General features: G+C 49.0%; 24 protein-coding genes. 8 read left to right on the plus strand and 16 right to left on the minus strand.

Going from position 1 to position 20,464, the window contains the following annotated elements:
* Positions 1-121 precede the first annotated feature (121 nt).
* The 4 genes from KNO65_RS04040 to KNO65_RS04055 form a co-directional block, all read right to left on the minus strand.
* Entirely contained in the window at positions 122-529 is a 408-nt protein-coding gene (locus KNO65_RS04040) for a Rok-like winged helix domain-containing protein (protein WP_074036184.1), read from the minus strand.
* Between the two features lie 217 nt (positions 530-746).
* Positions 747-1,412 (minus strand): beta-phosphoglucomutase, encoded by a 666-nt coding sequence (gene pgmB, locus KNO65_RS04045; RefSeq protein ID WP_074036182.1) that lies wholly within the window; start codon positions 1,410-1,412, stop codon positions 747-749.
* 199 nt (positions 1,413-1,611) lie between these two features.
* The gene (locus KNO65_RS04050; RefSeq protein WP_012726997.1) at positions 1,612-1,947 is read right to left on the minus strand and encodes an Asp23/Gls24 family envelope stress response protein; all 336 of its coding nucleotides are present in this window, start codon (positions 1,945-1,947) and stop codon (positions 1,612-1,614) included.
* Positions 1,948-2,021: 74 nt separating this feature from the next.
* On the minus strand, positions 2,022-3,077 hold the full coding sequence (locus KNO65_RS04055) for an acyltransferase family protein (protein ID WP_214781784.1): 1,056 nt from the start codon (positions 3,075-3,077) through the stop codon (positions 2,022-2,024).
* Positions 3,078-3,403: 326 nt separating this feature from the next.
* Between KNO65_RS04055 and KNO65_RS04060 the strand changes: the two genes are divergently transcribed.
* Positions 3,404-3,892, plus strand: a complete 489-nt coding sequence (locus KNO65_RS04060) for a hypothetical protein (RefSeq protein ID WP_012726999.1) — start codon at positions 3,404-3,406, stop codon at positions 3,890-3,892.
* Between the two features lie 5 nt (positions 3,893-3,897).
* Here the strand turns inward: KNO65_RS04060 and KNO65_RS04065 are convergent, their stop codons facing one another.
* Positions 3,898-4,497, minus strand: coding sequence for an alpha/beta hydrolase (locus KNO65_RS04065; RefSeq protein ID WP_214781786.1), 600 nt, complete (start codon positions 4,495-4,497; stop codon positions 3,898-3,900).
* Entirely contained in the window at positions 4,494-5,438 is a 945-nt protein-coding gene (locus KNO65_RS04070) for a ring-cleaving dioxygenase (RefSeq protein WP_159562685.1), read from the minus strand. Before KNO65_RS04070 ends, KNO65_RS04065 begins: the two co-directional genes overlap by 4 nt.
* Positions 5,439-5,555: 117 nt before the next feature.
* On the opposite strand from KNO65_RS04070, the gene KNO65_RS04075 reads away from it, so the two are divergent.
* The 3 genes from KNO65_RS04075 to KNO65_RS04085 all read left to right on the plus strand — a co-directional run bounded on the left by KNO65_RS04075 (position 5,556) and on the right by KNO65_RS04085 (position 8,119).
* Complete coding sequence (locus KNO65_RS04075) at positions 5,556-6,446, plus strand: ABC transporter ATP-binding protein (RefSeq protein WP_012727001.1); 891 nt, start codon at positions 5,556-5,558, stop codon at positions 6,444-6,446.
* Entirely contained in the window at positions 6,436-7,629 is a 1,194-nt protein-coding gene (locus tag KNO65_RS04080) for an ABC transporter permease (RefSeq protein ID WP_214781788.1), read from the plus strand. The genes KNO65_RS04075 and KNO65_RS04080 overlap by 11 nt, the downstream gene beginning before the upstream one ends.
* A 64-nt stretch (positions 7,630-7,693) precedes the next feature.
* Positions 7,694-8,119, plus strand: a complete 426-nt coding sequence (locus KNO65_RS04085) for a hypothetical protein (protein ID WP_196431038.1) — start codon at positions 7,694-7,696, stop codon at positions 8,117-8,119.
* Positions 8,120-8,186: 67 nt separating this feature from the next.
* Here the strand turns inward: KNO65_RS04085 and KNO65_RS04090 are convergent, their stop codons facing one another.
* Positions 8,187-8,786: a helix-turn-helix domain-containing protein gene (locus KNO65_RS04090; protein WP_074036173.1), complete on the minus strand. Its 600-nt coding sequence runs from the start codon at positions 8,784-8,786 to the stop codon at positions 8,187-8,189.
* Positions 8,787-8,876: 90 nt separating this feature from the next.
* Positions 8,877-9,377, minus strand: coding sequence for a PTS sugar transporter subunit IIA (locus tag KNO65_RS04095; RefSeq protein WP_012727005.1), 501 nt, complete (start codon positions 9,375-9,377; stop codon positions 8,877-8,879).
* A gap of 208 nt (positions 9,378-9,585) precedes the next feature.
* On the opposite strand from KNO65_RS04095, the gene KNO65_RS04100 reads away from it, so the two are divergent.
* Complete coding sequence (locus tag KNO65_RS04100) at positions 9,586-11,280, plus strand: M3 family oligoendopeptidase (protein WP_031422757.1); 1,695 nt, start codon at positions 9,586-9,588, stop codon at positions 11,278-11,280.
* A gap of 122 nt (positions 11,281-11,402) precedes the next feature.
* Here the strand turns inward: KNO65_RS04100 and KNO65_RS04105 are convergent, their stop codons facing one another.
* Positions 11,403-11,816 (minus strand): carboxymuconolactone decarboxylase family protein, encoded by a 414-nt coding sequence (locus tag KNO65_RS04105; protein WP_214781790.1) that lies wholly within the window; start codon positions 11,814-11,816, stop codon positions 11,403-11,405.
* A 118-nt stretch (positions 11,817-11,934) separates the two neighbouring features.
* On the opposite strand from KNO65_RS04105, the gene KNO65_RS04110 reads away from it, so the two are divergent.
* Positions 11,935-12,366, plus strand: a complete 432-nt coding sequence (locus KNO65_RS04110; protein ID WP_047795035.1) for an Lrp/AsnC family transcriptional regulator — start codon at positions 11,935-11,937, stop codon at positions 12,364-12,366.
* A gap of 41 nt (positions 12,367-12,407) precedes the next feature.
* Here the strand turns inward: KNO65_RS04110 and KNO65_RS04115 are convergent, their stop codons facing one another.
* From KNO65_RS04115 to KNO65_RS04125, 3 genes are all read right to left on the minus strand, one after another.
* Positions 12,408-13,301 (minus strand): aldo/keto reductase, encoded by an 894-nt coding sequence (locus tag KNO65_RS04115; RefSeq protein ID WP_285800695.1) that lies wholly within the window; start codon positions 13,299-13,301, stop codon positions 12,408-12,410.
* Positions 13,298-13,801, minus strand: coding sequence for a cupin domain-containing protein (locus KNO65_RS04120; RefSeq protein WP_074036164.1), 504 nt, complete (start codon positions 13,799-13,801; stop codon positions 13,298-13,300). The genes KNO65_RS04115 and KNO65_RS04120 overlap by 4 nt, the downstream gene beginning before the upstream one ends.
* A gap of 81 nt (positions 13,802-13,882) precedes the next feature.
* Positions 13,883-14,209: a winged helix-turn-helix transcriptional regulator gene (locus KNO65_RS04125; RefSeq protein WP_078147375.1), complete on the minus strand. Its 327-nt coding sequence runs from the start codon at positions 14,207-14,209 to the stop codon at positions 13,883-13,885.
* A 262-nt stretch (positions 14,210-14,471) separates the two neighbouring features.
* Between KNO65_RS04125 and KNO65_RS04130 the strand changes: the two genes are divergently transcribed.
* Entirely contained in the window at positions 14,472-15,674 is a 1,203-nt protein-coding gene (locus KNO65_RS04130) for an MFS transporter (protein ID WP_214781792.1), read from the plus strand.
* A gap of 10 nt (positions 15,675-15,684) precedes the next feature.
* The gene (locus tag KNO65_RS04135; protein WP_214781795.1) at positions 15,685-16,632 is read left to right on the plus strand and encodes a TIGR03571 family LLM class oxidoreductase; all 948 of its coding nucleotides are present in this window, start codon (positions 15,685-15,687) and stop codon (positions 16,630-16,632) included.
* A 50-nt stretch (positions 16,633-16,682) separates the two neighbouring features.
* Here the strand turns inward: KNO65_RS04135 and KNO65_RS04140 are convergent, their stop codons facing one another.
* From KNO65_RS04140 to KNO65_RS04155, 4 genes are all read right to left on the minus strand, one after another.
* Positions 16,683-17,528, minus strand: a complete 846-nt coding sequence (locus tag KNO65_RS04140) for a pentapeptide repeat-containing protein (protein WP_074036158.1) — start codon at positions 17,526-17,528, stop codon at positions 16,683-16,685.
* An 84-nt stretch (positions 17,529-17,612) separates the two neighbouring features.
* Positions 17,613-18,866 carry a hypothetical protein gene (locus KNO65_RS04145; protein ID WP_214781797.1) on the minus strand — a complete coding sequence of 418 codons (1,254 nt, stop codon included), beginning with the start codon at positions 18,864-18,866 and terminating at the stop codon, positions 17,613-17,615.
* 75 nt (positions 18,867-18,941) lie between these two features.
* Positions 18,942-19,370 (minus strand): CBS domain-containing protein, encoded by a 429-nt coding sequence (locus KNO65_RS04150; RefSeq protein WP_074036155.1) that lies wholly within the window; start codon positions 19,368-19,370, stop codon positions 18,942-18,944.
* A gap of 254 nt (positions 19,371-19,624) precedes the next feature.
* Complete coding sequence (locus KNO65_RS04155; protein WP_214781799.1) at positions 19,625-20,428, minus strand: alpha/beta fold hydrolase; 804 nt, start codon at positions 20,426-20,428, stop codon at positions 19,625-19,627.
* Positions 20,429-20,464 lie beyond the last annotated feature (36 nt).

Consider the following 20,464-nt stretch of genomic DNA (forward strand, 5'->3'; position numbering starts at 1 on the left):
GGCCGACAGTTCCTCTCTCAAAAAAATAGACTCTGGCGAATTATATCACATTTTGAATCGAGGAGTGGATATCAGTCCGTTTACAATAAAAGCCGATGAGGCGTTCCCCATCAGCTCTGGATCATGAAAGTGTCGCTGCCACTTCTTCTGTCGGTTCGTATGTATACAAGCCGCGACCAATTTTTTTGATTTCCGGGTTGACCCCTTCAATTTTCACCATCAATTGGTAAATGTTGCTGATGTGATGACGGTAACGAAGTTCAAGTTCCATTTGAATATCACGCACGCTCATCGTCTGACGCTCTTTCAGTAGATCCGTCACTTGATGAACGTACACCTCGAGCGGATAACGCTGGTTCACACGGCGCGGACGTAGGCGTTTTGACGCATCAGTCATGGAGTCCTTATCTTCTCTATCTCGACTCAATTCCGCAATCAAATACTCGGCACGTCGTTGCAATTGGCGATACGACTCCTCAATTTCCATCAATTCTCGATAAATGTGGTCATTGACATTCGTAGATTCCATACACAAATCCCCTTCTACATCCAATTATAATTCGGAATTCCCTAATTTAAATCAGTAATTCCTAATAATCCCTCTATATCTTCTATAAAAGTGTAACGGATTTGTAATGTGTTTGTCATCTCTTTTTGGGCAATTCTGTCTATTTAGGACTTTAGGCTCAAAAAAGACGGCGACTGTTCGGGGCAGTCGCCGTCTCACGGAAGATGATTGTAGTCATTTACACGTGAACGCGTTCGAGGATGCGTTCAAGTGACAGTTCGTCAGTAGAAGCGACGATGAGGTCTGCATGACCAAGCATCGATTCTTCTCCGACGGCGACAGCAAACATATTTGCCGCTTTGATTGCAGTTACGCCGGCAGCCGCGTCTTCAACGCCGATGGCGAGTTCGGGTTTCACGCCAAGGGCAGAAGCGGCCTTCAAAAACACTTCGGGGTGTGGTTTTGATTGGGCGACAGTTGCTGCATCGACAATATGGTCGAAGTAATGTCGGACACCAAGTGCGTCAACGACCGCAAATGCGTTCTTTGAAGCAGAAGCCATTCCGATTTTAAGTCCCGCCTCTTTGATTTCATCGAGGAATGAAACGATACCTGGAAGAAGATCGTCGGATGAGATATGTTGAATGAGTTCAACGTAGTGCTCGTTTTTCTTTTGTGCGAGTTCTGCTTTCTCTTCCGGTGTGAAATCGTTTTGTTTACCGCCGAGCGTAAGGATCCGCTCAAGCGATTCAGTCCGACTCACGCCTTTGAGCGTTTCGTTGAATTCGCGGTCAAATGGAATTCCGAGCTCTTCACCGAGCTGCTTCCATGCGAGGTAATGGTACTCTGCGGTGTCAGTGATGACACCGTCCAAATCGAAAATCACTGCTTCAATCGTTGACATACATGCTTTCCGCCTTTCCTTCAAATGCTTGTGTCGTCAGACTACATTTAGGGAACTTGACAAGTACCCGCCGCACGTTTGGTCAATGATGCAAACGGTTGCACTTGTTCGATTTCTATTATAAATGAAAACGTTCTCTTGATGCAACCGTTTTCGCAAAAATCAAAAAAGAGAAGAGCATGCGCTCTCCCCTTCCTTATTACAGCTGAATGCCGACCACTTTGACGTTCACAGAACGTGGTGTCATCGCAAGCATCGTGTCCATATCTTGCGTGATGCGCTCTTGGACGGCCGTCACCGTTTTGATGATCGACTGTCCGTACGCGATATAAAGCGATAGGTTGATGGTGATGCCTTCGTCCGACTCATCGACTTTCACATGTTTCATGAGCGCACGCTCTGACAATTTCGTATCTTCTTGCGTGAACGAGACGTGTTTCGTTTCTTTGACCGCGACCGCGGCGATCATTTCAACGACGTGACGTGATACGTTCACGTCGCCTTCTGTGCTGTGCATTCCATTTTCGTATGGCATAGGGTCACTTCCTTAACTCTAGTTTCGTTTCTTCTTAATAAAGTGTAGCGGAAATGAAGCGTTTAGAAAAGACTTTACCCTTTTACACCCTTCGTATTTTGGACTCGCTTCACGTCAATCTCGACGAGCGGACGCAAGAGACGGACCATCGGTGGACTGATAATCACGAGGACCATCACAAAGGCGACACCGAACAAGACGAGCAGTTGCATCCAAGATGTCGGCATGAACCCAGCCGGTATAAACGCCTTCCAGGCGACAACAAAGAAGACGTGGACGAGATAGACGTACAGACTATACTGCCCGGCACGCGAAAAAATCGGGAGCTGTCGTCCTGGGATGATGAGCGCGAAACTAATTGACATGAGGAGCGACACCGTATAAACAATCAAAAAGGCGAACGGTCCACTCCACATCGCCTCTGGGACGGCCGTGTCATAGGCGAAACGGAATTTGAACAAGTTCCCGATATGATAGAACGTATCGTCTTGCTGGACCCGCATCGAGACCAAGAGTCCCAGTGTGAACGTGGTGAAGACAATCGCCCCACCGATGCGATATCGATTCCGGTGCTCTGCCCGTTTCGGTAACTCAAAGAAGTTGAGCGTATTGCGCTCGGACATCCAGTTCCCGATCAAGAAGAACGGATAGAACATGATGACTTTTCGTATCGCGAAATACCCCGTCGCCTCGGCTTGGAATCCGAACAGGAGCGCGAATAATAGTGCATATAACACGTAGCCTTTCAGTTGTGTCACATACGGGGTGATGATGTACCAGAAAATGATGGCCATCAGATACCAAAGCGCCCAGTACGGCTTCAACAAATTCAGACCCGGATTTTCAAGTGAGAAAATCGGAATCCCTTCTGTAAATGCGAACCATGACCCAAGGATGACCTGCCAAATGACATAGACCACGAATAACTGGATTACGCGCAAATAGCGGTTCTCCCGATAAAAGTAACCGCTCAACATGATGAACAACGGCATGTGGAAGGTATACAGGAACAGATACACCCACTTTGGTAAAATATCGTCATAAGCGCCGCGGACATCGGTCAACAAGTGTCCGAAGACGACGAGTAGGACGAGCACTCCTTTAATATTGTCATACCAATAATTTCTCATAACATTCCCTCTAGTTCTCTATGATGACTGCAATGAAGCTGACCTTCATGTTTTCACGTTCTTTTTATAGACAGAATCCATGAAGGTCATGGAAAAATCCCTCACCTATCATAAGCGATTCCTGTGCCAAGTGAAATTACGTTTCAACAAAATTTTCATGTCTTCACTGTCATCATTCCCATAATTCGAGGAATACAAGCCGAAACGTCAAAAAATCCTCACGATTCAGCATGTTGTGTGCGTATTCAAATAGACGGGATTGGGTACAGTATAGTATAGTGGTGTTACTAAATATTCAGAATATTCTAATAAAGGAGGTGGAGAGAATGGCATCGATCATCCGGAATCGACATCATATGGTGCATGACCCAAAACGTTCATTCTCTAACTTCGGATTCTGGTGGTTCGTCAGCGTCTTTTCCGTCGGATTGCTCCTTGTCGCCTTCGAGTCCGTCCGCAACGGGTTCTCTGCCATTCATCCTGTCTTATCTAGCATGGCTTTCCTCGGTCTCACGTTCGTGCTCGGTGTCTGCGCTAAACTGGCTCGTGACGTCTGGTGGCTCAACTACTTGCTCGAGCGCACCCAAAACCGCTATTTATACATCGGTGGCGACACGCTCCAAAGTTGGCAGTATACGCTCGACTCGATTTGGTTGCTCACGCGCACCTCACAAAAAAAGCTCGGCCGATTGTATATCCAAATCGACCGAACTGTGCGTGCTGAGGAAGCGAAACGTTTATTTGCCGCCTATTTGATTGACCGAGGGGTCCTCGTCGTCTATTCTCGTCCGAACAAACCGAAAAAAATGGCTTGAATGAATCAGTCGAGGTATGCGGCGATCCATGTCCGTGCTGCCTCGACTTCTTCCATGCGAAGTTCATGTCCCCCCGAGTGATAGAAGAGCTCGACGTCCGCTCCCGCGTTTCGGAGTGCCGACGTCAGCTCTTCTGTTTCTGTTTTCGGGCAAATCGGGTCGCGTTCGCCAGCCGAGATGAACACGTTCGTTCCTAACAAGTCAGGTAGCGTCAATGAACGGTCCGGTACCATCGGGTGGAATAGGAGTGAAGCAGTGAACGCCGGATGACGGTAAAGTGCCGACCCGATTAAATTCGCCCCGTTCGAGTAGCCGAGCGGAATCATCTTATCCCGGTCGATGCCATACGTTGTCGCCGCTTCATCTAAAAAATGAAGGAAGCGCTCTGTCTGTTTCTTTAAATCTTCAAGGTCGAGCACCCCTTCCGCGTGGCGACGGAAGAAACGGGACATCCCGTTTTCAATGACATCCCCTCGAAGCGTTAAAATGTTCGCTTCGGTCGATAGTTCTTTCGCGAGCGGAATCAAATCCTGCTCGGTCCCTCCAGTTCCGTGTAATAAAACGAGTGTCGTATCTTTTGTACCTTGAATGAATTGATGAATCATATGTGTTCTCCTCTCGGTATCGTGATTGCTGGTAGTGTGCGGACGATTTTATCTCGGTCCGCTTCGAGCCATGGTGGCAAGCGCAACGTCTCACCGAGCGTGTCAACGGATTCGTCCACAGTGAATCCAGGTACGTCCGTCGCGAGTTCGTGCAGGATACGTCCGGCATCATGGAAATAGACGGAGCGGAAATAATTTCGTTCTTTCACTTCGGTCGGTCTTAATCCAAGATCAAAGATGGCGTCTTGCCAGGTCGGATAATGGTCTCCGTCGGTAACGCGCCACGCGATGTGATGAACCGTTCCCGTTCCAGGGACCCCGTTTGGTAAAATCGTTTTCTTCACATCGATGACGTTCCCGTAATCGGCTGACCCTTTCAAACGGATCCACTCTTCATCCTCTGCGACCCGTTCAAAGCCGAACAGTTCCGTCAACAAGCGCACGGTTTCGTCCGGTGCTTTCGACAACAAAGTCGCTCCGGCGAATCCGACAATTGCTTCATGTTCTGTGATACCGGGAATGACCCAGCGTGTCTGTTTAGAGCTCGGTCGGGCGACGAGTTCGACGACGAGTCCGTCCGGGTCTTCAAATAAGAGTGATGCCTCGCTGAACCGTTCAGTGGCGACGGTCGCGATGCCGTGCTGTTGTAGTCTTTCTTCCCAGAACGGTAAACTTCCTGCCGGTACGAGATAAGTCGTCACGCCAACCTGTCCGCTCCCGACCTGCCCTTTCCCTAAGCCCGGGATTGGAAAGAACGTAATCACCGTCCCTGGTGTCCCGACTTCATCCCCAAAATAGAGATGATACGTACCAGGGTCATCAAAGTTAACGGTCTGTTTCACGAAGCGGAGACCGAGTACCTGTCCATAAAAATCTAGCGTACGTTGCGGGTCTTGTACCATCGACGAAATGTGATGGATTCCCGTAGACTGCGTTTTCATTGTCATCCTCCTTTTATTATCTTGATTTCAAGATAAATCATTTACCAGAAAAAGTGAAACTTTTTGCTCAAGGTGGCGTACGATAGAAGAAGAGACATTCTAAGGAGGTAATAGAATATGGCATTACATATCGAACGCGTCACCAAGGAGTTTGGTGACTTCAAAGCTGTCGACGACCTCACGTTCCGCGTCCCACAAGGGGAAATGTTTGGTTTGCTCGGTGCAAACGGTGCTGGAAAGACTACGACGTTCCGGATGATCCTCGACATCTTGAAGCCGACCGATGGGAGTATCACGTGGAACGGTAAAGCGGTCGACCATCGCATCGTCGGCTATTTGCCCGAGGAACGTGGCCTGTATCCCAAATCCCAAGTGCGTGAACAGCTCGTCTTTCTCGCAAGCCTAAAGGGCATGCGCGGGAGCGATGCCAAACGCGCGGTCAAGTCATGGCTCGAACGCCTTGAAATTCCTCAATATGAAACGATGCGCGTCGAGCAGCTATCAAAAGGGAATCAACAGAAGATTCAGCTCGTCGCCGCCCTGCTCCATAACCCGGAACTCGTCATCTTAGACGAACCGTTCAGCGGCCTCGACCCGGTTAACGTTGAAATCCTGAAGCGTGAAGTTCTCGCGTTGCGTGACGCCGGGACGACCATCGTCTTCTCGAGTCATCGAATGGAACATGTCGAAGAATTGTGCCAACACGTCGGCATCTTGAAAGGTGGCCGTGCCGTCGTAAGCGGTGACGTCCCGACAATCAAGTCGAGATACGAAGAACCTGCCCTCTTTATTGAAACGGACCAGATTCACATTCTCGAGTCGCTCCCAGTCGTGGAGACAATCGAGCCTTACAAATCCGGTCATCTAGTACGCTTACATTCTTTCGAAGACAGTGACGCCGTCCTGTCGGCACTCGTCCGTCATCAGGCGAACGTGAAGACGTTCATGCGCCAACCGGTATCGCTCAATGACATCTTCATCAAGGAGGTCGGACAGCATGTTTCATAACTTTGGACCGCTCTATGCGTTCACACTCAAATCAAGAATTCGTTCAAAAGCATTCCTCATCTCGACGGCGCTAACCATCCTGTTCATCTTCGGGTTCACGAACATCGACCGCATCATGTCCTCGTTCGAGGACTCTGAACAGGCGAGTGCTCTCGTTGTATCTGAGAACACAGAACTCGTCGACACGATGAAGTCACTCGGCTATGAAGACGTCGCATCTAGCGAAATCACGGAAGAAGAGGCACGGACCGGCATCAACGACGGAGAGTATGGGGTCGTCGCTTTTGTCGACGGCTATGATGCCCGCGTCATCTCCGAACGACCGGAACAGGAGTTCACGACCCTCCTGCAAACATCTTTACAACAGTTGCGCAATGCGGAATTGATTGAATCGTCCGATGTCGACCCGGCCGTCATCGCTGCTCTCAGCGAACCGATCCAACTCGACGAGTCCTATCTCGGACGCGGTGGAGAGAACTCGGATGAGCTCCTCTCGTCTTCGGCGCTCGTTTACGTCATGTTGATGCTCCTGTACATTTCAATCATCACGTACGGATCGATGATTTCAACAGAAGTGACGACGGAGAAGTCATCGCGTGTCATGGAGCTCATCATCTCAACGACTCATCCAGTGACCCATATGCTTGCGAAAGTGACCGCTATCGGGACACTCGCCCTCATCCAAATCGGAATCTTCCTCGGGTTTGGTTATGTAAGTGCGAGTGGTAGCGAACTGGCGACGACGGTCATCGAGAACGCCGGCAACGCACGGGCTGTCATCTATCTACTCGTCTTCTTCTTGCTCGGGTACTTGTTGTACGCCTCACTCTTCGCTGTCCTCGGTTCACTTGTCAGCCGTGTCGAAGAGTCACAACAAATGGTCATGCCGGTCATCATGCTCCTCGTCGCTGCGTTCTTAGTCGCGATGTTTGGATTGAACAACCCGGATGCGACCATCGTGACCATCCTCTCGTTCGTTCCGTTCTTCGCTCCGATGCTCATGTTCCTTCGCGTCATGCTCGTCGATGTGGCCGTATGGGAAGTGGCGCTTTCGATTGGGTTACTCATCGGAACGATCGGTATCACACTGTGGATTGGCTCGAAATTCTATCGTGGCGGCGTCTTGTTCTATGGAACGAACGCTATTAAACAATGGCGACAAATATTACAAAACCGTCAATAACGTTTACAGCAAATTCGTTTTCGTTTACTCTAAAGAATGTGCAAAATGAGGAGGAAAACGAACTATGCGATCACGATTACTCGCAGCCTTAATCTTTACGTTTATGACGACGCTCACGACGTTCATCTGTTATACCGTCTTCTTAGACGCGGATGCGTTATGGCAAATCCTGCTTGCCTATGCAGGCAGTGCGTTCATCGGAACGCTCGCGTTTTGGTATCCGGTCAGCAGACGCTCTCAAACGTCCCGCTTCGGTGGCGCATGGATCGGCATCATGATTACTGCAGCGACACTCATTGGCTTCACCGTCATCCGTTTCACATTCCGCGGGGACGCAGCAGCATTGCTCGACTGGCAAACGATGCTGGCGAGTCTTGCCTACACATTCGGTTATGTCGGATGGGTGCTCACAATCTTGAATATCGTGCTCGGCTTCTTACTCGCCGGCACACGTCCAAAAGTACGCTACGAAGCGCGTCCGATGCGCTGATTGAAGTGACCAGGGGATTCTCCTGGTCACTTTTTTGTGCACAAAAAAACCGTAGAATGCTCTACGGTCATTGCAATTTATACGATTTATCCACGACACCATACTCCGCGTACTGGAATGAGTTGTCTGCGAATTGGTCTGGGACAAGCCGTTCCACATAGCGTGCGAACGGGACGATGTGACGCGTCGTGTCATGTGACCGTCCGAGATCAAGCACCGCATCGACGAGCGCTTCGAGTGCATGATGCGTCGTCGGCTCTTCATCTTGGTCAAAGATTCGTTGTAACTCTTCTTCGTGCATCAAGTCAAAGATACGCATCCGCTCTTCGAGTTGCCGTTGCATTTCTTCGACGGACTTCCCGTGCATCGCTTCTTCATAGGCGAGCTTCATCTGTTCGAGTTCCGGCACTTTTCCTCGCATGAGGACTTTGAGCGACTCGCCCGTCCAAATATGGCGTGCCAAATAGTTCGGGTCGATTTGCAAAGCGTCTGCGAGCGCCTCTATGTAAGGCATGGTCGGATAGACCTCACTCAGTTCGGTACGTCGGATAAAGTACGGTGCGACACCAATCTGTTCTGCAAGCGTCTCAATCGACAATCCGGCCCGTTCCCGTAATATTCGAATCCGATCCCCGTATCCCCGGTATGGTGCATTTTTTCCATCCATCTCAATTCCCCCTTCCCTCTCTTCATTATAATTCCCGCATTCGCAAAAAAATACTCGGAAGCCTAAGCTCCCGAGTCATGGGTCGTCTTCTTATTTCTTTGTCAACTCGACGACTTCCGAAGATCCAGCTGTCACCGTGTCGCCTTCTGCGACAAGTTTGTTCACGCCGAAGCTGTCGTGGTTCGTGATGATGATCGGAGTGATCGTCGATGGCGCGTTCGCTTTGATGAAATCGAGGTCGAACGTGACGAGTGGGTCGCCTGCTTTGACAGATTGACCTTCTGTAACGTGTGTCTCGAAGCCTTCACCTTTAAGGTTTACCGTATCCAAACCGATGTGAATCAAGTATTCCGCACCGTTGTCCGCGTTGATACCGATCGCGTGTTTTGTTGGGAATACTGTCGCGATTGTTCCGCTAACCGGTGAGACGACTTTTCCTTCAGTCGGCTCGATTGCGATCCCGTCACCCATCATTTTTTGTGAGAATACTTGGTCCGGTACGTTCGTGATGTCGACGACCTTTCCTGTAAGCGGTGAAACCGCGTTGAGTTGTTCTTCTTTACCACCAAAAAGTTTTTTAAAGAATCCCATAGCTTAATCCCTCCAACATGTTCTATTGAATCGAAGTCTTCACTTTTATACCCGAAAAGCTAATACTTCAATCCCTACCCTATTAACGGTATAGTTGTAATAAGGTAGTGCGAAATCGTTTTACACATCGTAAGAATACGAGTGTGCAATCGCTTTTGCAAGCCCTTTTTACACTTTGTAAAAATTTCACACGATGGAGGCGCTTACAATGACGACTTTCACAAAATTGTCATATGAACGGCCCGACTTGGACGCTTTAAACAGCAGATTGTCGGACTATTCTGCCGAATTACAGCAAGCCAGCACACTCGAGGAAGCGAACGAACTCATTCGCCAAATCAACAAAGAACGGAACGACTTTGAGACACAAAGTCAACTCGTCGCGATCCGACATTCGGTCGACACACGCGATTCGTTTTACGAAGAAGAACAGGCATTCTTTGACGACGCACTTCCGGTCTATGAGAAGGAGATTCAAGCGTACTATCGCGTCTTGACGAACCACGAGCTTCGCACTGAACTCGAAGCGGAATGGGGCAGCCAACTGTTCTCTCTCGCCGAGCGCGCACTTGAAACGTTCGAGGAGTCACTCATCCCGAAACTGCAGGAAGAAAACCGCCTCGCGACAGCTTATCAAAAGGTCATGTCCGCTGCGCAAATCGAGTTTGACGGCAAGACACTCAACTTGTCACAGTTCGGCCCATATCTTCAATCACCAGACCGTGATGTCCGAAAAGCCGCATCTGTCGCCCGCTATACATACCTTTCTGATAACGGCGATGAGCTCGACCGCATTTATGGGGAACTCGTACGCGTCCGTACGGAAATCGCTCACGCCCTTGGCTTCCCGTCGTTCGTCGAACTCGGTTATGCACGGATGCAGCGTGTCGGTTATGACGAGTCGATGGTCGACAACTTCCGGAAACAAGTCCGTGACGTCATCGTCCCGCTCGCTTCTGCTTTGAAAGAAAAGCAGGCGAAACGAATCGGTGTCGACCACCTCTATTACTATGACGAGTCGTTCGTCTTCCCAGACGGAAACGCGACACCGCAAGGCGATGAGTCGTTCATCATCGAAGGCGGAAACAAAATGTATCGTGAACTCTCAAATGAGACGGACGAGTTCTTCCAGTACATGCAGGAACGCGGCGCCCTCGACTTGACGGCGAAACCAGGGAAATCTGGTGGCGGATACTGCACGTACTTACCGTCTGAAGGACTTCCGTTCATCTTCTCGAACTTCAACGGGACGGCAGGCGACATCGATGTTCTCACGCACGAAGTCGGTCATGCCTTCCAAGTGTATGAAAGCCGTCATTTGACGACACCGGAATACGCCTTCCCGACTTATGAGGCGTGTGAGATCCACTCGATGTCGATGGAATTCTTCTGTTGGCCATGGATGGAGCTCTTCTTCGGCGACCAAGTCGACAAGTATAAGTTCAATCATTTGGCAGGTAGCATGACGTTCCTTCCGTATGGCGTGCTCGTCGATGAGTTCCAACACGTCGTCTACCGCAACCCAGAGATGACAGCTGCCGAGCGTCGGCAGGCGTGGCGCGATTTGGAGAAGGTCTATCTCCCGCACCGTGATTATGAGACGAACGACTATCTCGAATCGGGCGCATGGTGGCACCAACAAGGTCACATCTTCCAAAGCCCGTTCTACTATATCGACTATACGCTCGCACAAGTATGTGCATTCCAGTTCTGGGTGCGCATGCATGAAGACCGCGAAGCGGCATGGAGCGATTACCTCACGCTCTGTCAGGCAGGCGGAAGCCGTTCGTTCCTCGAACTCGTCGAACTGGCAGGTCTCAAATCACCATTCGCAGACGGCGTGTTGAAAGAAACGATTGATCAAATCGAAGACTATCTCTTGAAACATCCGCTAGCGAACTGATAAGTAAGACCATCGGAAGCTTCCGGTGGTCTTTTCATTTGGGTTCACTTCGTACTGAAGTATGAAAGGCAAATCAATCTTTTTATTCCCTAAAAAAGAGAGGAGAAATTGATATGTATATGTCAAATTTCCGCTTCTAACCCTAACATCGCCCCTAAATATTGGGATGCTGTCATAAACGTAATAAAGGCACACAATTCACTAATTTCCGCCTCCGTGAATGTTTCTTTTAACACCTCAATGATAGAAGATGGAATTTCTCCTTTCATTTTTAAGAAAACTTCCGCAAAACCTACGGCAACCGCTGTTTGTTCATCGAATTGAATTTGATCTGGCTTTCCTTTTGCTCGACAATATTCACATCCATTTCGTTGCGCAAGTGTTCGACGGACTTGTTCCTTCAATGTGGGAGAAAGTTGACCAGCATTATTCAATGAATCCCCTAGTTTTGACCAATTTTCTTGAATTTCGATATTATGACCAAGTAAACGTTCAAACTTTGTCCCTCCATGCTCTGCTAACTTAATTCTTGGCATTTCCTTCACCTCCTGTACTTATATGATAAAAGGTCTTTTCATCCAACTCCATTTCATCCACAATCAAAATGTACCTATAAACATTCAATAAATAACGAAATGAGGCAAAATACCTGTCATGCTAAAAATCGATGAAATTGATCACAGACTTATCTATGAATTAGAACAAGACAGCCGTCTTTCCATGAGTGAGCTCGGACGACGTATTAAACTTTCCGCTCCTTCCGTTAACGAGCGGGTTCGACGACTAGAATCATTTGGAGTCATTAAACAATACTCGCTCGAACTTGACTATGAAAAGCTAGGGCTTCCAATTCAATGTATAGTCGAGGCAACAGTGAAGAATGGACAATACGAAGCATTTCTTCATTATTTGAAACAGCAGCCTACTGTTTCATTTTGTTATCGCATATCAGGTGATGCCTGTTACCTTATCAAAATACAGTTCTCATCTTTTTCTGCGGCTGAATCATTTATTGATGAAGTTATTCCGTATGCTCAAACAAAAACACAATTCATCTTTTCAGAAATTGACATTCAGTCAAAGTGAACATGCAAAAGGACTGGCGAAATTACCAGTCCTTTATCGTTTCAAATCACATCTAGCGGTTGTTTCGTTGTCGGTGGCGGGACCGCCTCATCGAGCGAAGCAAAATCTTCCTCACTCATGTCGAGCAAGAGCGCTGCCGCATTCTCCTCGACATGCTCGGCCTGCCCGGCTTTCGGGATGGCGATGACGTGTCCGCTCCGGATCGTCCAAGCAAGTAAGACTTGCGCGACTGAGGCACTATACGACTCCGCGATCCGATTGATCGTTTCGTTATGGAAGACCTCTTCTTTCACGTCACTTCCTTCAGCGAGTGGAGCGTATGCCATGACAGGAATCCCTTGTTCTTTTAGATAAGGAAGGAGGTCGTACTCAATCCCGCGACTGCCAAGATGATAGAGCACTTGATTGACCGCGCACTTGTCTCCATTCGGTAGCGACAGCAATTCCTTCATATCGTCCACGTCGAAGTTCGAGACTCCCCATGCCCGAATCTTTCCGTCCGCTTTAAGCTGTTCCATCCCTTGAATCGTCTCCTCGAGCGGGGCATCGCCTCGCCAATGGAGTAAGTAAAGATCCAGGTAGTCCGTCCCGAGTCGTTCGAGCGACGCATCACATGCGCTGACGAGTTTGTCGCCATACGCATTGTATGGATACACTTTCGAGATGAGAAAGACATCTTCGCGTCGGTCTTGGATCGCTTCCCCTACCAACTTCTCAGACTCCCCTTCCCCATACATTTCCGCCGTGTCGATGACATGGAGTCCGCAGTCGATTCCTGTCCGAAGCGCCTCAACCTCGGCATCATGCTTCGATTTGTCTTCCCCCATGCGCCATGTACCTTGTCCGAGTGCGCGCATCTCGCGCCCGTCTTTCAATTTGACGACGTTTTGCTTCAAAGCTGCAAGTAATAAAGAATGTGGTAGTCGTTGATTCATAACGTTTCCTCCTTTGTCCATGCTTCATGTAGTGGACCCGTCGTCCCGAAGACGGGGTCAAACTTCGGTTTTTCGACTTGTTCGATTCGCTTCACGTTGTCCGGTCGTTCTTCCGTCTTTCCTGTCAACGTGTCATAGTCACGACCGTCCGGGTATGCCCCGACCACTTGAAAATCTTCGCTCGCCTCGATGCGACGATGTCCCGTTCCCGCCGGTAAGACGAGGACATCACCTAGGCGGACGCGGACGAGGTCACCGTTCGTCCCTCCGAGTTGAAGCGTCGCTTCACCTTGTAATATGCCCAATACTTCATGCGTGTTGCTGTGATAGTGATGATAGTCGAACACCCCGTTCACCCAACTGTTCGTCCATTCATTATGGGCAAACGTCTCTCGCATCCCGCTCGGGTCATCAAAGACGCCACGATAGAGGAGCGCCGGATAATCCGGATGGTTGGGAATGGAGCCGTCATCTGTAAACAAAAAAGTTTTCACGTCCATCCTAATTCCCTCCTTGTCTCTGTCCCTGTACCCGACTTGTCACTACGAAAAACGGTCGTCCGTATTGGACGACCGTGATGGTTATGAAATGACCTCTTCACCGGACTGATCGATATGGCACTCGCCCCAGGCGCACATGGCGTCCAAGATTGGCTTGAGTGACCATCCGTACTCAGAGAGTGAGTAAATGACTTTCGGCGGAACTTGCTCGAACACCGTACGAACGACGACACCATCCGCTTCGAGCTCACGCAATTGTTGGGTGAGCATTTTTTGCGTGATGTTCGGCATGAGTTTACGCAGTTCACTCGTCCGTCGCTCCCCTTTAATCAAGTGACACATGATGACGACTTTCCACTTACCGCCGATGACGTCAAGTGTCGCTTCGACCGGAATATTATATGGCATTTCGTTTCCTCCATTCCTTACATAGGCACTTTTTGGTGCCTACCGCACTAAAAAGTACGTACTTCTCAAACTGTTTTCATGCACTTATGATAGCAACTGTAGCAAATCTATACAAGTTCATTTCGCTTGTAACATCCCCTTGAGACGGTAAGGTACTTTTTCGACCGTACTGAACAATAGAGGAAAGTGAGATGTCTTTGCTATCCGGAGACGAAGGGCCCTCGTCTTCCACACTATTCATTTATTTTAGGAGGAACTACTCATGAATCAACCGTACACACAACCTGTCGAAGAACAGGCACCTAAAAATGGAGGGTTGGCATTACTCGCCCTCGCGATCAGCGCTTTCGGCATCGGAACGACCGAGTTCGTCCCGGTCGGTCTCCTCGCATCGATCGCAAGTGATTTAAACATCGGCATCACTCTCGCGGGTCTCATTATCTCGGGTTACGCGATCGGCGTAGCCGTCGGTGCACCGATTTTGACGGCACTGACGAACCGGATGAACCGCAAGACGTTACTCATGGCACTCATGGTCGTCTTCATCGGCGGAAACTTGGTCTCGGCCATGTCGACCACCTTTGAACTTTTGATTGTCGCCCGATTTATCACCGCATTCTCGCATGGTGTCTTCTTCTCCATCGGGGCAACGATTGCTGTTCAACTCGTACCACCACATAAAAAAGCGAGTGCCATCGCACTCATGTTCACAGGTTTAACTGTCGCAACCGTTACAGGAGTCCCACTCGGTACTTTCATCGGACAAGCGTTCGGATGGCGCGCCACATTCTTCGCCGTCGCAGCACTCGGTGTCATTTCAATCATCGCAAGCTTCTTCTTGATCCCGAAAGATTTGAAACAGTCACCACCTGCGAAATTCTCAGATATGAAGAAACTGCTCACAAACGGTCGTCTCATGCTCGGATTCTTGATTACAGCACTCGGTTACGGCGGAACGTTCGTCGCCTTCACGTACTTGACACCCATCATGCAAGACGTGACAAAGATCAGCCCGAGCTTGATCAGTGTCGTCTTACTCGTTTACGGAATCGCAGTCGCCATCGGGAACGCGGTCGGTGGAAAGCTCGCCAACGAAAATCCAGCGAAAGCATTGTTCTATATGTTCATCGTTCACGCAGCGGTCATGAGCATCATGTCGTTCATGATTCCGTTCAAAGTGGCAGGTTTGATTGCCATCGTCTTGATGGGACTCCTCGCCTTCATGAACGTGCCTGGACTTCAACTGTATATCGTGCAATTGGCTGAAAAATATGTACCTGCCGCTGTCGATGTCGCATCCGCACTCAACATCGCGGCCTTCAACATCGGGATTGCCCTCGGCGCAACAATCGGTGGACTCGTCACCGATTCAATCGGACTTGTGCATACCCCTTGGGTCGGTGGCATCATGGTCATCATCGCCGTCATCTTGACAGCCATCTCACTTCGTTTGGAAGCAAACTAAGGAGGCGCTTATGTTCAACAATCATAGAAGCTACAACCGGATGTACCGGGAGGGCGAGCTCACGCTCGGCCTCCACATTCCTTTAGAGAATTTTAAAATGCGTACCCCGACCCTCGAGCGTCAAGTCGATCTTGCCCAAAAGGCAGACGATTACGGCTTCACGGCTCTTTGGTTACGAGATGTCCTACTAAAAGACCCGAACTTTTTAGACCCGGCTGTCGGTCAAATTTACGATATGCTAATCTACGGAACACATTTACTTGGTCAAACGAAAAACATTGCGCTCGGTACGTCCGCGCTCGTCTTGCCACTCCGTCACCCCCTTCGTTCGGCGAAGGAAGTCGCAACGATTGAAGCATTGTTCCCAGAACGATTGATTCTCGGGATCTCTTCAGGTGACTGTCGTGCCGATTTCAAAGGGCTCGGAGTCGATCACCCGACACGTGGCGACCAGTTCAAAGAATCGCTTCGTGTCATGGAGCATGCGCTCTATAACAACTATCCAACTATTGAATCACCTTATGGGGAGGTGGAACAGGCAACGCTCGTACCGCGTCCGAAGAAGCGGATCCCGACGATGATCACCGGGTTCGCACAACAAGACATGGACTGGCTTGGGGCGAACGGAGACGGGTGGATGTACTACCCGCAGGCACCTTTCGCCCAGCAACAAGTGCTGAACGATTGGCGCGAATCAGGTCAGACGCATGGAAAAGGGTTCCGTCCGTTCTCGATGCCGATGCATCTCGATTTGGCACATGACCCGGACGAACTGCCGACTCCAATCCGGCTCGGCTTCCGTGTCGGTCGCAATCAGTTAATCAAACTGCTCGAGGCGTATCGGGCCATCGGCGTCAATCATTTGTTCTTCGCTTTGTTCGACGGGCAACGTCCGGCCGACGAGGTCATCGAGGAGCTTGGGGAATATGTGCTCCCCCATTTCCCACCGCTTTCGTAAACTCCAGGTATTCAAAAAGACGACCTCCCCCGTGAAAGTCGTCTTTTGCGTTACAGCCAATGGCTCGGTCGCGTGTAAACGGGTGCCAGTCTTGTCTGCCGGTCCCCTTTCATCGCGTTCACTTGCATCTGTGTCAAAAACAGACCGTCGGTTAATACAGCTCCTCGCACATCGAGATCTCGTACGTCGGCGCCCATGAAGTCGACATAGGACAGGTCTTGCCCACGTAAGTTAGCGCCAATCAACAGGGCACCCCGGTAACACGTGCCTCTGACATCGTGTCGACTCAAGTTTCGACCAATCAAATCGGCCCGGTCTTGTTCGTGTCGTGACGTCAACTTCAGGTCGTCCTGTTTCAATCCTTCCACACGTATATGCTGACTGAGTCGGACGAACAATGGGCGGGCTTGTTGTCGGAATGCCATCAGCGCCGTCCCGGTCAACTGTTCAGGCGGCAACTCACGGAAAGCCAGTAGCTCTCCCAATAACGTCTCGAGTAACCGAGCATCGTGCCCAGGAATCTCCCAGGTCAGGATGTCAGTGATGTAGAGCAACAGCTCATGGACTTGGTTCATGATTGGTACCGTCGCGAACATACGCGTGCCGTCTACATCGTCCTCCCGCCAGCTTCGTCCGTGAAACGTCACTTGTGACACGAACTGCCCGGCCCCGAGACAGTCGTACACCGTACATCCTTTGAAGCCTCGCTCACGCAGTTCGGAATGGATGTTGCAGGCATACGAATCTGCCAAATGGACACACGGCTGTCCTGCGGGTTTATCAATCGGGAAATCCTCAGACTTCAAGTAGTGGAACGCCACACAACAGAGACCGAAACAATTCGCACAATCCGGTTTGAGCGATTCACGCAGCATATGCAGATCGGGCATCGCCATTCATTGTCACTCCTTCCTTGTATGTCTTGACTCTATACGTATAAGTATAAGGAATGTCCCTATTTTTCCATAGTCTTTATTCAATCAATTAGCGTTGCTTTCATCCTTTTCCCCATAAAGCAGTTGCTCCCTCGTTCGCCTTTTCTGCTCTGCCTCGGATATTTCTTTGTAAAGCGCAATCACAGCATCGAACGAGCTTTTGACGTCAATCCGCTCTTCTAACAGTTGATCTTCATAGAATCCGTGACGCAAATCCTCAAGGTAGAGCTCCGCTGCTTGATGAAACATCATCTCAAACTGCTCTTTTGCATCTTGAATCTCATCATGTGGTTCCCAATCCGTTAAAAGTCGCTGGTCGAAGGGATCTGTTGAATGAATAAACTCTTCCCATTCTTCAGGAGATAGCATGGCTTTCCAGTAATCAAATTTTGATTCAAAACGTTGTAACGGCCGACCTGATGGAAAAGATTTTTCGGCATAAGCTTCGTACAGATTTTCCCAGTGATGAAAAAACCAATCGATGATTGCCATATCCCAGTCCATAAATATTTCTGATTTGTCATGTTCGACATATTGGACTCTTCCGTCCTTATACGTTACTTCATAACGAATCGTCCCTTGAATTGACGTATCACGATAAAACATGTCATCGCGATACTCCATATCATCTAAATCGAGATTTGCCGGCTTCTCATATGTTTCAAGTGCATTCGCAAGCGATTGGACCTTTCCTGTCATCAAATCGATAAAAGTCACATCAATCTGTTTGATGGTTCGGGGTGCTTTGATGATTCCTTCGTCATAACAGAAGGCCAATACGAGTGGTCGTAGGCAATCCGTTGAATTTGGAATTGCAATCCACTCATTTAACAGCGGGTCATGGTAATATCCCTTTTTGATTAATGCTTTTGTGTTAAGCGTATCATTTTCAATAATTGAATATAGTAGGATGTCGAGGTCTTGAATTTTACCGTAAGGAACTATTCCATAGTCGTTTTCCTCGAGTATGTTACCCGTCCGGAAGTCCCGACCGTTGCGCCACTCCACAACAAAACGCCACCGTTCGACAAGCCACCATATCCACTCACCGCCATTCATACCTGTTTGCCATTCATTCCGTTTATAGTCAATCCACTCATCTTTGTCGTATGAAACAGACTGAGAGGTACCGTCTTCATATCGGACATGATACGTCAAGATTCCATGTAGCGTGTCGCGATGGAGTAAAGAGTAGGCGGACTCGTTTAAAAACAGCATGAAATCAATAAAGTTCACTGCTTCCTCAGATCCTGCTTCTTGAAACCATAACTCAATCGATTCAATGACTCGTGCTTCCATCGATAGCTTTCCTCCCTACTGTTTGTATTCATACATACAAAAACCAACCTGATTTTTTCAGATTGGTTTACTGTCTTAGTTCACTTTATCTTCCAATTGTTTCAACTTTGTCGAGTAATACTCGATGATGTCACGGCGTCGGATGATGCCGATGAAATACTTTCCATCATCGACGACCGGCACGAAGTTTTGGTCCGTGATCGCATCGACGAGCTCTTCAATTTGTGCCGTAATCGAGACCGGCTTATAGCGAACACGTTGCTTGATGTCTTTTAGACGTGTCCGGAGCACTTTTTCATAGTCTTCTTCCCCGCGAAGCTGTTCTGCGAGTGCCCAGAGTAAATCCCCCTCTGTCATCGTCCCGGCGTAAAATCCGTTCTCCGAAACGAGTGGGACAGACGTGAATCGATGATGCTTCATCTTTTCAAGTGCTTGTCGTACCGTTGATTCGGGGTCCAAATATTTGACGTCTTCTTTCGGATATAAAAAGAAAGCGATATTCATTTAAATCTCTCCTCAATCTGTTAATCCACCCCGCTATTGTACCATGAATGGTAGGACAGGTTGAACTAAATCCATGTTCTAATCTGGTTTTATCCCCCTTTCTCCAAAACAACACAAAAAAACATCGTGACTCTAGTCACAGCGATGTTTCAGTGATTCAAAAAATGGAAGGGAACTCCAATTGAATTATACCCGTTTTCGTTGGTTCTTACCCTTATCGACATACAAAAAGCCCCCGATTCGGAGGCCATCGATTATTGAACAAACTGCAACAACGTATCGTTAAATTTCTCTCGTTCATCCAACACCGTACCGTGTCCACTCTCTTCAAAGCGCTCGATTCGCGCGTTCGAGATGCCTTGCTCCATCTGCTCGGCGAATGCGAAAGGACAGATCTTATCATGTACTCCATGGATGATCAACGTCTCGACATCAATTTTTGGCAGGGCATCTCGTAAATCTTCGTCACGTAACGCCTGTGCCGAGGCAATCGTCCCATGGCTCGACGCGACGAGCGCGAGATGGTGGAACCAGTTTTGCATCGGTTTCGAATGTTCTTTCTCGAAGAAGATTTCTCCGAACCCTTCGAGCATCTTCGGTCGGTCGGCCCGTGTATCGTCAATCAACGCGTCGACATCGTCCGTTGTCATTCCATATGGATAATCTGCACGCTGTGTGAAGATTGGTGCCGCGGCTCCGGCCAAGACCAATTTGTTGAGTCCATCCTCTTTATAGTCGGCTGCGTAGCAAACTGCAATCGCCCCACCCATTGAAAAACCGACGAGCGTGAAGTTTTTTAAGCCAAGTCCATAGACGACCATATGCACATCAGACGCCATTGTCTCATAGTCATAACCTGTCGCCGGGGCATCAGATTTCCCGTATCCTCTGAAATCAATGCCGATGTAGCGATATCCCGCTTCGACGAGCGCATTCTTCTGATACTCGAACATATTGTTGTTTACTGGCCAACCGTGCAAGAAGACAATCGGTTCCCCAGACCCGACATCCTCTACGTATAGATTTGTACCGTCATGTGCTGTAATATATCCCATCATCCAACCTCCACAGTCATTATTTAGCGAAAACACTCA

This window comes from Exiguobacterium sp. S3, from assembly GCF_018617295.1.
GTDB lineage: Bacteria > Bacillota > Bacilli > Exiguobacteriales > Exiguobacteriaceae > Exiguobacterium > Exiguobacterium profundum.